Raw genomic sequence first — 14,255 nt, forward strand, 5'->3', positions numbered from 1 at the left:
AGTCGCGTTCACGCCCTCCCATGTCGGCCGGGGGTCCTTTCACGTAGTCTGGAGCCGTGGGCCGCACGAGTGAACCTGCCAGGCCCGGTTCTATTCCTGTTCCCTACCCACCTGGAGCCCGAGATTGGATCCGACCGGCACCCCAGCGTTTCTCCCCCTCCTGCTGCTTTCCGTCGTCCTGACCGCGCTCTTCGCGCTGGCCGCGGCCTTCGCGGTGCGACGCATCCTGGGGGTCCCGGTCGGGTGGCCGCGCTCGTTCGCGGTCGGCCTCGTCGTCTGTTTCGGCGGCACCCCGCTGACCACGGTGTTCCTGGCCAATTCCGGGATCCACGACGCCGAGGACGCCGCGCTGGCGGTGGTCCCCACGCTGCTGCTCTTCGCTCTCTCGATTGCCTGGGCCTTCGCGCTGGGCACCGGGTTGCTGGTGGCGGTGGAGGTGCTGTGGCCCACCGGCAGCCTGGGCACGCCGTGGGGCGTGCTGCGCTCGCTGCGGGCCTCCGGCGCGCGGCGCAGGCGCTACCTGCAGGTCACCCGCACCGCCTTCCGTGAGGGACTGCTGCGTCCGGTCAGTGCACGCTCCATGCAGGGCGGAACCACCGAGGCCGCCCGGACGGCGCGCTCCCTGGCCGCCACGCTGGGCAAGTCCGGGGTCACTTTCATCAAGCTCGGGCAGATGCTTTCCACCAGGGCCGACACGCTGCCCGCGGAGTACATTTCCGAGCTTTCCCTGCTCCAGACGCGCGCCGAGCCGGAACCATTCAGCGCCCTGCGCCCGATGCTGGAGGCCGCGCTGGGCCGGGAGCTGGACGAGGTGTTCTCCTCGATCGACACCGAGCCGCTGGCCTCCGCATCGGTGGCCCAGGTGCACGCGGCGGTGCTGAAAACCGGGCAGGCGGTGGTGGTGAAGATCCAGCGGCCGACGGCCCGCACGCAGGTCAAGGTCGACCTGGACATCATCGAGCGGTTCGCCGGAATGCTCGAGCGCCGCACCGCGTGGGGCCGGGCACTCGGCCTCGAGTCGCTCGCGGCGGGATTCGGGGCCTCGCTGCGCGAGGAATTGGACTACACCGTCGAAATGGCGAACATGCGTGCCGTGGCGGCGGGGAACCCCGCGCTGAAGATCCCGCGGGTGTATCCGGAGTTCTCCTCGAACAAGGTGCTGGTCATGGAACACCTGGACGGCGATCCGCTGGGCGAGGCCTGCCTGGACGCCGCGACCCCCGAATTGCGCAGGACGCTGGCGGTGGAACTCTTCGACGGGATCCTGCAGCAGGTGATCGTCTCGGGCGTCTTCCACTCCGACCTGCATCCCGGAAACATCCTGGTGCTGCGCGGCGCCGGAACCGGAGCCGGCGCGCCCGCGGGCCCCGCCCTGGCGCTGCTGGACTTCGGCTCCGTGGGACGCCTCGGGCGCGACACCCGGATGTCGCTGGCCGGGTTCCTCGTGGCCGTGCAGGCCGACGACAACGTCGCGGCCACCGACCGCCTGCTGGAAATGGTGGACCGGGCTCCCGCACTGGACCGGCGGGCCCTGGAGCGCGGCATGGGGATCCTGCTCACGCACCTGGACGGCTCCCCGCAGGTGCTCTTCACCAAGCTCTTCCAACTGCTCCAACGCCATGGACTCGGCGTCCCGCCGCAACTTGCCGGCGCCCTGCGCGCCATTGGTTCCCTTGAAGGGACCATCAGGCTGCTGGATCCGGGGTTCGACGTCATCGGCGAGGCCCAGCAGCGGTCCCTGGCCTGGATCTCCGCCATGACCACGCCCGAGGCCCTCAGGAACCTGCTGGCCTCCAACGCCATCGGCTTCGTCTCGACGCTGCAGCGCATGCCGCGGAACCTGTCCATGCTGAACGAAAAGATCGAGAGCGGGAACCTGCAGGTCAATGTCCGGCAATTCGCCTCCCCCACGGACCGCGGCTTCCTCACGGGGCTGGTCCACGAGGGCATCATCGCCGGGATCTCCATTGCCGCCATCATCGGCAGCATCCTGTTGATGGTTTCCGACTCCGGGCCCATGCTGGCGCAAAACCTGCGCCTCTACGAGTTCCTCGGCTACACGCTGGCCCTGGGCGGATTCGTGTTCGGGCTGCGCTCGCTGCTGCGCATCCTGATACCGCGGAAATGAGCCGTGCAGGACCAGGTCCCGGGTACAGGAAAACCGTGCATTTCGCGCCTCCCCCAGGGAAGGTGGAAATGCACGGTTGCCTGCAAGGTGCCCGGATCCGGGAGGCCCGGCTACTTCTTCAGGAAGTCGCCCGCCCCGCCCACGTACTCGGTGTGCCCGGTGGGGACGTCGGCGGTGACCATGGCCGCGACCTCGGCGCCGAACTCCTGAACGGAGTAGAGCTTGCCGGCGGCGGCGCGGCGGGCCTCGATGGCGCCGGGCTCGGCGCGGTCCAGCAGCGTCGCGGTGATGGTGCCCTCGATCATGTCGCCGGAGACGACCACGAAGCCGATGCCCTTGGCCTCGAGTGCCGGGATGAATTCGCGCAGTGCCAGTTCGCCGGCGCGCTTGGAGCGGGCCACCGGCTCGTAGGCGTCCATGGTCTCGACCTGGTCGATGAAGTGTGCCTGGTGGCTGGTGACAAAGACGACGCGGGAGCCCGGGGCCATCTTCGCGGTGGCCGCCTCGAGCATGGCGACCTGGGCGTCGCGGTTCAGGCGCAGCGCGTAGTCCTCGCCGAGGCCCGATTCCATGCCGCCGGAGGCGTTGAGCACCAGCACGTCGACCGAGCCGAAGTTCTCGGTGGCCGCATCCACCAGTGCGGCAGGTCCCTCGGGGGTGGTCAGGTCGGCGCCCACGGCCACGGCGCGGCCGCCGGCCTCGGTGATGCCGGCAACGATCTTGTTGGCGCGCGGCGCCTTCTGGCGGTAGTTGATTACGACGCCGGCACCCTGCGCGGCGAGGATCTTTGCAACTTCGGCGCCGATGCCCCGGGACGACCCGGTGACGATCGCGGACTTGCCCGTGAGATCGGTCATTTACACTCCTTGTGCAGCACTGCTTGAAAGGTTTCGGTCCCCCGACGGTGCTGGGGAACTTGGGGTGTCCGTACAAAATACCGGACGCTGGTATCAATCCTGCCAGCATTCCATGGGGAGGAGACTTGTAGGAATCCTCCAAACGAGTCTAGTCCACCGGGGCCGGCGGGACCTTCCCGTGGGTATACCAGACGACGTCGTCGCCGAAGGGGTTCTTGTAGGCCAGGCGCGGAACCGAGAGGCCCTCACCCTGGAAGACCAGGTCCCCGACGGCGCATTGGCCCTCCTGCAGGGTGTCGCGGCGCAGCTGCGAATCGCTGTCCACGAGCCGCGCGGAGACATATTGCTCGTTGAGCATCACGAAGTCCGCGGGCGCCACGCTCCGCTGGGTTTCCGGCGGAAACTCCCCGGTCCCGGTGTCGCCGCCCGCGCAGAAGCGCACCTGCACCGCCACCTGCGTCTCGCGCTCCCCCGCGGCCGCCGGGATCCTGTCGAAGCCGGTGGCGGTGATGGTCGTCCCGTTGCCCAGCTGCGCCGTCTCGCCGATCGTGATCCGCGCCGTGACCTGCGGTTCATCGAGGCTGGACGCCACCATGGGGATCACCAGGAATCCGGCAAGTGCCACGGCACCGGCCAGCAGCCAGGCAGGTGGCCGCTTTGCCCGCCGCAGGCGGAGGGCAATACCCGCGGGGTCGGCGTCGTTGTTGATCCCCAGCCGGGGCAGCCCGTCGAGCAGCGGGTCCAGGAGCTGCTGCAGTGACCGGTGGTGCTTGAAGAGCCGGGGGTGGAAGGTGAGCACCTGCTGGTTCCGGTCGACTACCGCGAGCGTTCCGGCCGGGTCTTCGAGAACCGCCAGGGCGTCACGGACAGCGATGCGGGTCTCGAGCATCGTGCCTCCGCCATGTTCCGCCACCCTGGTGCGGAGGGCCAGCGCGCCCTGCCCCACGACCAGGGTCACGGGTCGTCCCGTGGACACGTCTCCGGTGGGAAGGGAACGGAAGGTGCGTTCGCGCCCCGAGGCCTCGCTCCCGGAGCGCTTCGGCCGGTCCGCGGACCGCGGGTCATGGGTGCCCGGATCCAATGCCAGGTGCAGGAACCGGGTTGCCTCGATGAGTACCTGGCGCACCCGGCCGGTGTCCGCACCGGCATCGTCCACGAGCCCCAGTACCCTGCGTTCCCGTGCGAGGCGCGGGGAGAGTCGGTGGTCGGTGTGCCGCACCGCATCCTCCACCCACGGATCGGGAACCAGTGCCATGCTCCGGCCGAAGTCCTTGAGCACGCGCTGCCGGGTGGCCTGCGCCAGTTTGCCTTCGGTGCGCAGGAAGACGCAGAATTCAGCGCCAAGCCCGAGCATGCCGATGCCGATGGCATCAGGGTCAAGCCCCGCATGGGTTGCGGTTTCCGCCAGCTTCGCGCGGAGCAATTCGGCGGCGGCCAATCCGGACGCCGAGCGGGGCACGAGCGTGGAGAGCAAGATCGTCTCCTCGCTCACGGGGAGCGACCCGGGTCCATTGCCCGTGGCGGGCTTCGCAAGCGCATCGAGGCCCTCGGGAAGGACGCCGTCGGCCCCGGTGGCCGTCCGCCTGTGGGTGCCGTCGGCCCACTGGAGTTCGGGTGCGGGACCCTTGTCTGCTTCCTGGACCGCGAAGCCCGACCCGATCAGGGATTCGGCGGTGGTGAAGAAGACGGCTCTGGTGCGTCCGGAGGCCGGGTCCAGCCGTGACAGCAACACACGGGCCCGTTCACGCGCGTCGGTCGCCGAGACCTGGAACCCGGCCAGCGCGGCCGCGTTGCGGCCGGTTCGCTGCACCAGGTCGGCGGGCCAGACCGGATGTTCCGGGCGGGCAGGGTCTATCTGGTCGGTGACTATCCAACCGGCGAAAAGCCCCGGCAGCCGACGCCAGGCCGCCCCGACGGTATCGGTGGCACCGCGGATCGTCACGGTCGATGTGTCGCTGCCGAGTTCGACTAGCACCTCGGGAAAGCCGGTGCGTCCGGCACCCAGCTCCACCGGCCGGGCCAATTCGGCGCGCAGCGCCGCCAGGGCAATCGACAGGGAGCCGGTGGCCGCAAGTTCCTCGTCGAGCAGTCCGAGGCCGAAGGTGACACCGATCCTGGTCTGGGTGTCCTCGTCGTCAAAAAACTGCCAGTTGATTCCGGCCCAGCCAGTCATCCAGATCCCACATCGTCTCGCGTTGGCGCCCGCCGCGTGGACCGCAACGGCAACACCATGCTATCGACACGGTGGGCCCGGTGCCTCCGGCACGCCGCCGGAGGTGTGAACCGCCGCCGACCGGAAACCCGGCTTCCGGGAAACCGCCTAGGCCAATTCCGCCCGCACCATGTTGCTCAGGGCCTTGCCGTCAAAGCGGCCGGCTACCTTTTCGGTGACCCGCTTCATGACGGTGCCCATCTGTCGCATTCCCAGTTCCGAGCCGTCGGCGCGCAACTCGGCCACGACCTCGGCGACGATGGACTTCGCGTCGTCCTCGGTCAGGGCTGCCGGCAGGTAGGCCTCGATGATGGCGGCTTCCTGCTCCTCGGCGGCGGCCCGATCTGCTTGGCCGGCCTCGGTGTAGGTGGTCGCGGTTTCGCGGCGGCGCGCGGCTTCCTTCTGGAGGAGTGAAATCACCGCTGCATCGTCGAGTTCAAGCGGGGTCTTGCCGCCCTTTTCGCGGGTGTTGATTTCTCCGAGCAGGTTGCGCACGGTGGTGAGCTCCACCTTGTTACCGGCCTTGAGGTGGGCGGTCATGTCCGCGCGAAGGCGGTCCTTAAGGGTTTCCATGATGGCGTCTTCTTCCCGTCGTAGCCCGGCAGATACGCTGTGCGGCTGCACCCGTACCGTTGCCGGTTTCACCACCAGTTTATTGCGTGGCCGGGGATCACGTCGCATCGGGTCGGTCCGTGGGCCTTGCCGTCCCCCGGGTGCCGGCTCCGGGGGTGTCTGGGCTTGTTTTGGGGGCCGGGTCCGTGCGTGAGGTTGCCGCGGTAAGAGTCGGACTAAGTCAAAAATTTATCTAGATAAATAAAATACCCATGGATTTCCACAACCGAGGAGCGAACTGGATCAATCCTCGGTTGTGTTGCCGGGCCGCCCTACCCACGCGGCCAAGGCGGCCCGGCTGTCGCGGCCTGCGCGTCATACGGGGTCCGCCGTTGGGGCGCATCGCCTCCCCGAGGCGGGGCTGAGGGCAAGGCGCCCAAACGGGCAGGCGGGAGTGAGGCACCAGATCCATTCCCCACTCCCCCGGCGTGCGTGGTCCCGATTATGTGAGTCCAGGTGGCGCCGGGAGGACCTAGTGCCCCATGCCCAGGCCTCCATCGACCGGGATGACGGCACCGGAGATGTAGGCGGCCTCGTCGCTGGCGACCCAGCGGACCACGTTGGCCACTTCCTCGGGCTCGGCGAAGCGGTTCGCCGGGATAGAGGCCAGGTAATCCTTCTGCGTGGCCTCGGGCAGGGCCGCGGTCATGTCGGTGTTGATGAATCCGGGGGCCACGACGTTGGCGGTGATGCCGCGCGACCCCAGTTCGCGGGTGAGCGAGCGGGCGATGCCGACCAGCCCGGCCTTGGAGGCCGCGTAGTTGATCTGGCCCGGGGATCCGTAGAGGCCCACGACCGAGGAAATCAGCACCACGCGGCCCTTGCGCATCTTGATCATGCCCTTGGAGGCGCGCTTGATGACGCGGAACGCACCGGTGAGGTTGGTGTCGATCACGGAAGTGAAATCTTCCTCGTTCATGCGCAGCAGCAGCATGTCGCGGGTGACCCCGGCGTTGGCCACGAGCACCTCGACGGGTCCGTGGGCGGCCTCGACCTCGGTGAATGCGGCATCGATCGACGAGGTGTCGGTGACATCGGCCTTCACGCCGAACAACCCCTCCGGAACCTCCCCGCTGCGGTAGGTGATGGCGACCTTGTCGCCGTTGGCTTCGAAGGCGCGGGCGATGGCCAGGCCGATTCCGCGGTTGCCTCCGGTGACCAGTACGCTGCGGCCGGTGGGGGTTTCGGACATGGATCCTCCATAAAGAAGTTCTGGGGTGGGTGGGGGTCTGCGGATCCAATTCTAGCCCGAGCGCCGCCGGCCGGATCCTGCGCCACTGGTCGGCGCGCCCCTCCGCGCCACGCAGCGGGTCTGGACAGGGCCGCCGCGTAGGTGGATCCGGGGTGCCTGAGGGATCCCGATGACCTGCGGGAATCCCGGACCGACGACCCCGCCGGCATTTCGCCGCACGCACATCGAACGGATTCGTATCGCGGTGCGGGTCGGTGAGAGAATGGTAGGTGACGGATCGACGGAAGAACCATGAGCGAGCCAAACAACACCCATCACCACCATGACCAGGGTCAACCGGTCCACCGGATCACCGAGGCGCAAGAGTCCCACACCGTGGAGCAGCACTCCCGTGTGCTCAAATACACCATCTCGATGTCGGTGCGCCTGGCCTGTTTCATCGCCGCCTTCTTCGTGCACGGCTGGCTGCAGTGGACATTCCTTGCTGCGGCCATCGTGCTGCCCTACGTTGCCGTCGTCATCGCCAACGGCGGTGCAGATGTGACCAAGCGCCAGCCACCGGCCGAATACTTCGCCGGCGACGGCCCGCGCCCGCTCGCCTCCGGCGGCACCGCGGGCACCGCACCCGCATCCGCGGACCCGGAACCCGACGCCAACGACACCGAAGCGGGGGAACCGGGCGCGGAAGCACGCGCCACCGATTCCTGGGTAGGAGGAGAAAGCTACGTGTTCGAAGAGTTCGACGAAACCGTCACCGAGCCCGCCGCCACGCAGGCCCACTCTGGAAGCACCCCGCAGGATGCGTCCCGGGAGTACTGGGTTGACCCGGCGTCCACCTACGCCGCCGAGGCGCCGAGCACCATCGACGGATCCTTCGTGGAGGAGCCCGGCGAACCCGGGCAGCCCGCCGGCGGACACCACCGGCACGGGGGCAACCGATGAGCATCTTCGACTCGCTCGGCGGCGGCACCGGACCGCAGGGGCCCACCGGGCCGCCCAAATGTTCGCGGAAGGGCTGCCGGGACGACGCCAGCGTGGCCCTGCTGTGGAACAACCCGAAGATCCACACCCCAGAACGACGAAAAACCTGGTTGGCCTGTGCCGACCACGCCGACTGGCTCGAGAACTACCTGTCCGAGCGCCTGCTGTTCAAGGAGCGCCTGCCGCTTCGGGACGCGGCCGCCGGCACCGGCACCCAAGGAGAATAAAGAAGCGTGTATCGATTCCTGGCCAGCACCCGCTGGATCGGCTGGTTGCTCCTGGTGTGCCTCTTCGCCACCGCCTTCACCTTCCTGGGCAAATGGCAGATGGACCGCCGTGAAGGCGCCCTGACCGAGATCTCCCATGTGCAACGCAACTACGACGCCGAGCCCATCCCCTTCGCCCAGGCGGAACGCCTCTTCGAGGAACTGCCCGCCGAGGGCAAGTGGACGCCGGTCCGGCTGCGCGGCAGCTACGTGGCCGAGGACCAGGTCGTGGTGCGCAACCGCATTTCCGGGTCGCGCCCCGGCTACGAGGTGTTGGTTCCCTTCCGCACCCTCGAGGGGGCCACCGTCATCGTTGACCGCGGCTTCCTGCCGATCGGCAACGACAACGCCGGGCGCCCTGATGCCGTCCCCGCGCCTCCCACCGGGACCGTCGAGGTCGAGGTCCGGCTCAAGGCCGCAGAGCCGAAGCTGGACCGCGGGGCACCGGAGGGCCAGCTGGCCTCCATCGACCTGTCCGCCTATGCGCAGCAGCTGGGCTACCCGGTGTCCACCGGCAGCTACGGGCTGATGTACCTGGAGGACCCGGCACCGGCCACGGCACCGACGCAGCTGCAACGTCCCGAGGAGGACGAGGGGCCGCACCTGTCCTACTCCTTCCAGTGGTTCGCCTTCGGCGTGCTGGTGTTCATCGGCTTCGGCTACGCGGCCAGGCAGCAGGCGCGCATCAACCGCGAGGACCGCGAGGAGCGGGCGGCGGCGGCGCTGCGCGGCGAGGAGCCGGTGCTGCACCAGGCGCACCGGCTGCGCAAGAGGCCCAAGAAGTTGGTCCGGCGCGACGGCAGCCCCACCGACGAGGCCACCGAGGACGCATATCTCGACGAGCTGGAGCGCAAGGCCGCCGCCGCACGGGATGCCGGGGTCCCCGGGGCGAACTGATCACGGACCCCGATGCGCCGGGCCGGAATCGCCGTCACCGCGCGATCCGTGCCCGGCTCCCGGGCCGAACTCCCGGGCCAGTTCTTCCCACACGATGAACACCGACTCGGTGTCAACCGTGGCGCCCAGGGACCGGTAGGCGGCCAGGGCCGCGACGTTTGCGCCTTCGGTCCCCGTCCACATGCCCGTGCAGCCCAGTGACAGGGCGGTCCGCGCCAGGGCGCGCAACAGCGCGGCGGCGATGCCGCGGCGCCTGTGGGCCTCCCCGACGCCCAGCTCGTAGACGAACATCTCCGGTTCCTTGTCCGGGTGCCGCATCAGCACCCCAGACACGAAGCCGACCGCGGTGCCGTCGAGGCCGCGCGCCAGCAGCAGGTGGTGCCCCGGCATGGCCAGGAATGCCCGGGCGCCGTCCGGGGTGACGGGAGAGTCGAAGAGCTCCGAGGCGGCTACCAGCTCGGCAGCCGAGGCCGCCGGGCCGATGTTCCATTCCGTGGCGTCCATCCCTGGCTCCTTCCCGTCGCGGGGTCCCGTCCGTGCCCGCCCGGTCGCCCGGTGCGGGTACGGATGAAGCTACCGCCGGAGCGTGCCGCGCACAAGGCACCGCCTGCCCGCGGACACACGAGCGCCGGGGCCCGGGCATCCCCGGGGCACGAAAAGGCCCGCCCTCCTGCGTCGCCCTGCCGGGGGCAGTGCAGCGCGGAGGACGGGCCGGGTCGTTGCTAGGCCAGGGTGACCAGTTCCAGGTAGGAATCGTTCCAGAGGTCCTCGTCGCCGTCGGGCAGCAGCACCACGCGGTCGGGGTTCAACGCTGCAACCGCGCCCTCGTCGTGCGAGACCATGACCACGGCGCCGGAGAAGTTGGACAGCGCGGAGAGGATCTCGGCGCGCGAGGCCGGGTCCAGGTTGTTGGTGGGCTCATCGAGCAGCAGCACGTTCGCGCTGGAGGCCACGATGGTGGCCAGGGCCAGACGGGTCTTCTCGCCACCCGAAAGCACGCCGGCCGGCTTGGAGACGTCGTCGCCGGAGAACATGAAGGAACCCAGGATGCCGCGCACCTCCGCGTCGCCCATGTGGCTCGGGGCCGCCGAGCGCATGTTTTCCAGCACCGAGCGGTCCACGTCCAGGGTGTCGTGCTCCTGGGCGAAGTAGCCGATCTTCAGGCCGTGGCCCGCGATCAGGTCCCCGGTGTCGGGGTTGGACACGCCGGCGAGCATGCGCAGCAGCGTGGTCTTGCCGGCGCCGTTCAGGCCCAGGATGACGACTTTGGAGCCGCGGTCGATGGCGAGGGAGACATCGGTGAAGATCTCCAGCGAGCCGTAGGACTTGGAAAGTCCCTCGGCCATCAGCGGGGTCTTGCCGCAGGGGGCCGGATCCGGGAAGCGCAGGGCGGCGACGCGGTCGGCCACGCGGACATCGTCCAGCCCGCCCATGAGCCGGTCCACGCGCTTGAGCATGGACTGTGCGGCGGAGGCGCCCGAGGCGCGCGCCTTCATCTTGTTGGCCTGGGCCAGCAGCGTGGTGGCCTTCTTCTCGGTGTTGGCGCGCTCGCGCTTGCGGGCACGCTCGTCGGTCTCGCGCTGGGCCAGGTAGCGCTTCCAGCCCAGGTTGTAGACGTCCATGGTGGCCCGGTTCGCGTCCAGGTGGATGACCTTGTTCACGGTGGCCTCGAGCAGCGAGGTGTCGTGCGAGATCACCAGCAGCCCGCCCTGGTGGTTGGCCAGGAAGCCGCGCAGCCAGGTGACCGAGTCGGCGTCGAGGTGGTTGGTGGGCTCATCGAGCAGCAGCGTCTCCGCGTCGGCGTACAGGATCCGGGCCAACTCGACGCGGCGGCGCTGGCCGCCGGAAAGGGTGGAAAGCGGCTGGTTGAGCAGGCGCTCGGGCAGGGCCAGGTTGTTGGAGATCGCCGCGGCCTCGGACTCGGCTGCATAGCCGCCGCCGGCGATGAACTCGGCCTCGATGCGGTCGTATTGGCGCATCGCCTTGGCCGCCACCGCCTCGTCTTCCGAGGCCATGTCGTCCTGGCACTTCTTGAGCTTGCCGACGATCTCGTCCAGGCCGCGGGCCGAGAGGATGCGGTCCCGTGCCAGCTGCTCCATGTTGGGGGTGCGCGGGTCCTGCGGCAGGTAGCCGATGGTTCCCGTGGTGGTGACCGAGCCGCCGGCGGGCAGCGACTCCCCGGCCAGCACGCGCGTCATGGTGGTCTTGCCGGCGCCATTGCGCCCGACCAGGCCGATCTTGTCGCCCTTGTCGATGCGGAACGAGACGCCCTCCATGAGAAGGCGTGCGCCGGCGCGCAGCTCCAAATCGGCAACGGAAATCACGGTGAGACCTTTCGGTAAAGTTTTGGGGCCCTGCTGGGCAACCTACCCAGTCTACGCGGGTCGGAAGCCCTTTGGCATGATGATGCGTTCAATCTCACGCCGGCCCGGGTGAAGGTGCGCGGGCCGGGCCGTTTCCGCGCCCGACGACGCACGATGTACCCGGCCGCGGGGCGTCCGGCGATCAGGGCTTGGCGTTGGCGCCCTTGGCCGGTTGTGCGTCGGCCTTCGCCCCTGCGGACCGTGCCTGACCCTTGCCGTCCGCCTTCGGATCCGGCTTGGGCCCGTCCCCCGGGGAACCGGCCGCGGTGCCCGCCGCCGCGGGGCCGGTCACGGCGGCCGCGGCGGAGGCCTGGGGTCCCGCGGCGGGTGCGGGCACCGGCTTGTCCTGGGCCTGCTTGGTCCGGTAGGAATCCATCTGGACCAGGCGGCGGCGCAGCGAATCGGCTCGGTGGGCATCCCCGCCGCTGGTGGCCTCGATGTGGGCGGTGCCGAAGTGCCACAGCAGCACGTCGTCCAACAGGCGGTCGGGGCCCGGGGAGTAGCGGTGGTCAAGGGCGGCGCGCACCGAGGTGATCACGTTGGGCTGCAGCAGGGCGGCGAATTCGCGGGTGCGGGAGAGTCCGTGGGCGGCGAGGAGTTCAGCGGCCCACCCCCAGTCGTCGTCGGATTTCCTGTCCACGTGCGGCAGCAGGGTCTGCCAGATGAACTGGATGCGCGCCGCGCCCAGCGGCACCGCTCCCTCGCCCTCGGCATCCCAGAAGCCGGTGACGGTCTCGAAGCGTTCGTGCAGCTCGGAGAACTGGTCCTCCACGGCCTCGAGCATCGCGGCGGTGGCGGTGAACTGCCGGTCAATGTGCGGGCTCCAGGCGCGCGGCTCGGCGTTCTTGAAGCGGATGTCGTGCTCGATCTCGCTCCACGCGTGGGACAGGATGGTGCGGATCTGCACCTCGAAGACGAAGTTCCCGGTGATCTTCACGTCCCCGCCCAGCTTGGCCTGGAAGTCCCGGACGACCTCCTCGCCGCGGGTCTTGAGGATCAGGTGGCGGGAGGAATAGCCGTAGGTCCCCGACTCCACCGAGCCGATGTCCTTCTCCCGGTCCGAGCGGCAGTCGAAGTCGGACCGCCGGCGCTTGATCAGGTTCGCCGCCTCGCGGATCTCGTGGGGCAGCTTCACGATCACCCGCACGCCCACCAGGTCGTGGATCTCGCGCAGCGGATTGGGGAACTCCACGGCTGCGTCCTCCCCCTCCTCCCCCACCAGCATGCGGGAGGCCTTGTCCCTGAAGGATTCGACGGTCTTGACCCGGCTGACGACGAACAGCGGCGTGTTCTCGGTTTCGTCGAAAAGCGACTCGATGCGGGTGCGCATGGCTTCGGCAACGTGTTCCAGCATCGGGCGGGCCGCGGCATAGCGCTCAACGCTGGCGCGAACCTGGTCGCGCAACGATTCATCAAGGGTTTCCCAGGGGGTGCCCACACGTGCCTCCTACAAACAAATGGCTGGTTGGGGTGCTCTTTGCCCAGCTTATCAACTGCCAGATGCCACCGAATGGGGCGGCGCGGAAAGCGGGCGGGAAGTTTGTCCCTGCAAGGATCGCGGCCTGCGTCGCACGGACGGTTCGCCTCGGTAGCGGACGACAAACCCCGCGGTGCGCCGCGGCGGGGAGGATCTCCCTGCCGCCGTTCACCGTGGGGTTCGGGGCGTGCACGCCCGGCCGCCTGGCCGGGCGTACGGGTGAGCGCGTTGCTCCGGGGTTGACCCCGGATGGCGCCCGGGTCAGTTCTTGGAGTCCAGCGACTGGGCTACCTCGTCGTAAAGCGGGGAGGGTGCGTTGGGATCCATGAGCTGGACCTTGCCCGCGGGGAAGGCCTTGGCACCCTTGGGGTTCGCGGCCGCCGGGTCCTTGGCGGCAACCGGCTTCGCGGTGCCGGCGGTCCCCTTGGCGCCGGGCGCGGACTTGATGGCGTCGGCGCGACCCTCGGCCCGTGCCCTTGCGGTGGCCTCGGCCAGCTGGTCCTTGGCCGCCACCAGGCGTTCGGCCTCGGCTGCCTGCGCGTCGCTCATCGCCGCCTGGAAACCATCGTCGTAGGCCAGTCCGTACTTCTCGTTCTCCACGGCCTGCTCGTCGTACTCCGCCGCCGCGCGACGCTCTGCGGCCTCCGACTTCTTTTGGTACATGTGGACCGTCAGGTGGGTGATGGCCAGCAGGACGACCGGCGGCATGGCGGCGACCAGCGCCGAGACCACCGGGGGAATGTCCGACTGCATGGCGCCCACGGTCAGGATCGCGTGCACGGAGTTCGCCGCGGTGGAGACGAAGGCGCCGAAGAAGAGCAGCGTCCAGGGGTAGATCATCGCGCGGCGGCTGTGCCCGTTCAGCGCGACGATGGCGACTGTGGAGGCAACGATCATGCCGTCGACGATGATCGGCCAGATCCAGGCGAGGTTCGCGTCGATGCCCGAGCGCTGGGCGAGGTCGGTCAGGGCGGCGAAGGAAAGCACGAAGGCGCCGACGGCGATCAGGACGGTGGCGGCCACCGCGGTGCGCAAGACGGCCTTGTGGGGCTCGTTCGGGATCTTTTCAGTCATTTGGCTGGATGCCTCAATCATTTGTGGGTCTGGTGTTGCGCTAACGGTGGCCCGCCGGACATGCGCGTGGCATGGTCCCCCAACGGCGGTCCGTCGACAATTCTATGCGCTGCTCCACGGCCCGCCGGACCGCTCCATCCCCTCCCCGACAGGCGCGCCGTGGTGTTTGGCGCACCCTGCCGGCGCCGAACCGCCG

The 14,255-nt window shown here is 69.1% G+C and carries 12 protein-coding genes; 4 read left to right on the top strand and 8 right to left on the bottom strand.

Annotation, left to right across the window (positions count from 1 at the left end; translation table 11 throughout):
• Window positions 1-124: 124 nt before the first annotated feature.
• Window positions 125-2,128, top strand: coding sequence for an ABC1 kinase family protein (locus KRR55_RS05605; protein ID WP_217388057.1), 2,004 nt, complete (start codon window positions 125-127; stop codon window positions 2,126-2,128).
• Window positions 2,129-2,238: 110 nt separating this feature from the next.
• Here the strand turns inward: KRR55_RS05605 and KRR55_RS05610 are convergent, their stop codons facing one another.
• From KRR55_RS05610 to KRR55_RS05625, 4 genes are all read right to left on the bottom strand, one after another.
• On the bottom strand, window positions 2,239-2,985 hold the full coding sequence (locus KRR55_RS05610; protein ID WP_217388058.1) for an SDR family oxidoreductase: 747 nt from the start codon (window positions 2,983-2,985) through the stop codon (window positions 2,239-2,241).
• 148 nt (window positions 2,986-3,133) lie between these two features.
• Window positions 3,134-5,158, bottom strand: coding sequence for a hypothetical protein (locus KRR55_RS05615; RefSeq protein WP_217388059.1), 2,025 nt, complete (start codon window positions 5,156-5,158; stop codon window positions 3,134-3,136).
• A 147-nt stretch (window positions 5,159-5,305) separates the two neighbouring features.
• Window positions 5,306-5,770 (bottom strand): GatB/YqeY domain-containing protein, encoded by a 465-nt coding sequence (locus KRR55_RS05620; RefSeq protein ID WP_217388060.1) that lies wholly within the window; start codon window positions 5,768-5,770, stop codon window positions 5,306-5,308.
• Between the two features lie 511 nt (window positions 5,771-6,281).
• Complete coding sequence (locus KRR55_RS05625) at window positions 6,282-7,001, bottom strand: beta-ketoacyl-ACP reductase (protein ID WP_217388061.1); 720 nt, start codon at window positions 6,999-7,001, stop codon at window positions 6,282-6,284.
• Between the two features lie 291 nt (window positions 7,002-7,292).
• Between KRR55_RS05625 and KRR55_RS05630 the strand changes: the two genes are divergently transcribed.
• Genes KRR55_RS05630 through KRR55_RS05640 form a run of 3 tightly spaced genes read left to right on the top strand, consistent with a single transcriptional unit; the run spans window position 7,293 to window position 9,145 of the window.
• The gene (locus KRR55_RS05630) at window positions 7,293-7,943 is read left to right on the top strand and encodes a DUF3099 domain-containing protein (protein ID WP_217388062.1); all 651 of its coding nucleotides are present in this window, start codon (window positions 7,293-7,295) and stop codon (window positions 7,941-7,943) included.
• Complete coding sequence (locus tag KRR55_RS05635; protein ID WP_217388063.1) at window positions 7,940-8,209, top strand: acetone carboxylase; 270 nt, start codon at window positions 7,940-7,942, stop codon at window positions 8,207-8,209. The genes KRR55_RS05630 and KRR55_RS05635 overlap by 4 nt, the downstream gene beginning before the upstream one ends.
• Window positions 8,210-8,215: 6 nt before the next feature.
• Window positions 8,216-9,145, top strand: a complete 930-nt coding sequence (locus tag KRR55_RS05640) for an SURF1 family cytochrome oxidase biogenesis protein (protein ID WP_217388064.1) — start codon at window positions 8,216-8,218, stop codon at window positions 9,143-9,145.
• Here the strand turns inward: KRR55_RS05640 and KRR55_RS05645 are convergent, their stop codons facing one another.
• From KRR55_RS05645 to KRR55_RS05660, 4 genes are all read right to left on the bottom strand, one after another.
• A complete protein-coding gene (locus KRR55_RS05645) occupies window positions 9,146-9,649 on the bottom strand; it encodes a GNAT family N-acetyltransferase (protein WP_217388065.1) in 504 nt (167 codons plus the stop codon).
• A gap of 218 nt (window positions 9,650-9,867) precedes the next feature.
• Entirely contained in the window at window positions 9,868-11,469 is a 1,602-nt protein-coding gene (locus tag KRR55_RS05650) for an ABC-F family ATP-binding cassette domain-containing protein (protein WP_217388066.1), read from the bottom strand.
• 181 nt (window positions 11,470-11,650) lie between these two features.
• On the bottom strand, window positions 11,651-12,946 hold the full coding sequence (locus tag KRR55_RS05655) for a GTP pyrophosphokinase (RefSeq protein WP_336245042.1): 1,296 nt from the start codon (window positions 12,944-12,946) through the stop codon (window positions 11,651-11,653).
• Between the two features lie 300 nt (window positions 12,947-13,246).
• Window positions 13,247-14,059 (bottom strand): DUF2637 domain-containing protein, encoded by an 813-nt coding sequence (locus KRR55_RS05660; RefSeq protein WP_217388067.1) that lies wholly within the window; start codon window positions 14,057-14,059, stop codon window positions 13,247-13,249.
• Between the last annotated feature and the right edge of the window lie 196 nt (window positions 14,060-14,255).

Origin of the sequence: Paeniglutamicibacter quisquiliarum (assembly GCF_019084045.1) — a bacterium.
In the GTDB taxonomy this organism is placed as follows: domain Bacteria; phylum Actinomycetota; class Actinomycetes; order Actinomycetales; family Micrococcaceae; genus Paeniglutamicibacter; species Paeniglutamicibacter quisquiliarum.

Coding starts and splice junctions, on each gene's coding strand:
- KRR55_RS05630 (WP_217388062.1), top strand. CDS start 7,293: ATGAGCGAGCCAAACAACACCCATCACCACCATGACCAGGGTCAACCG.
- KRR55_RS05615 (WP_217388059.1), bottom strand. CDS start 5,158: ATGACTGGCTGGGCCGGAATCAACTGGCAGTTTTTTGACGACGAGGAC.
- KRR55_RS05645 (WP_217388065.1), bottom strand. CDS start 9,649: ATGGACGCCACGGAATGGAACATCGGCCCGGCGGCCTCGGCTGCCGAG.
- KRR55_RS05620 (WP_217388060.1), bottom strand. CDS start 5,770: ATGGAAACCCTTAAGGACCGCCTTCGCGCGGACATGACCGCCCACCTC.
- KRR55_RS05660 (WP_217388067.1), bottom strand. CDS start 14,059: ATGACTGAAAAGATCCCGAACGAGCCCCACAAGGCCGTCTTGCGCACC.
- KRR55_RS05635 (WP_217388063.1), top strand. CDS start 7,940: ATGAGCATCTTCGACTCGCTCGGCGGCGGCACCGGACCGCAGGGGCCC.
- KRR55_RS05610 (WP_217388058.1), bottom strand. CDS start 2,985: ATGACCGATCTCACGGGCAAGTCCGCGATCGTCACCGGGTCGTCCCGG.
- KRR55_RS05625 (WP_217388061.1), bottom strand. CDS start 7,001: ATGTCCGAAACCCCCACCGGCCGCAGCGTACTGGTCACCGGAGGCAAC.